This window comes from Novosphingobium sp. CCH12-A3, from assembly GCF_001556015.1.
GTDB classification, from domain to species: Bacteria; Pseudomonadota; Alphaproteobacteria; order Sphingomonadales; family Sphingomonadaceae; genus Novosphingobium; species Novosphingobium subterraneum.
Window position 1 is genome coordinate 1 of record NZ_LSIA01000100.1, and the last position, 222, is coordinate 222.

General features: G+C 55.0%; 1 protein-coding gene. It reads right to left on the minus strand.

Features of this window, described 5'->3' with window-relative positions; translation table 11 throughout:
* Window positions 1-21: 21 nt before the first annotated feature.
* On the minus strand, window positions 22-222 hold a 201-nt coding region (locus AX703_RS26525), incomplete at its 5' end, for a transposase (protein ID WP_156451955.1).

Below are 222 nucleotides of genomic sequence, written 5' to 3' on the forward strand. Positions count from 1 at the left end.
AGTGCCTGATTCAGAAGTTTCTCAATTCCAGCAATATCTTGCGGTTCGGCGCGTGAGCATTCGGATTGAAGCTATGAGTGCCCATGCGGTTGAAGACGCGATGGACTTTTCCCAGTCCTTGGCAAGGCGTCGGCAGCGGCCAAGCCATGCGAAGGTTCGCTCTACAACCCATCGGCGTGGTAGCACCTCGAAGCCCTTGGCTTTGTCGGAACGCTTGATGAT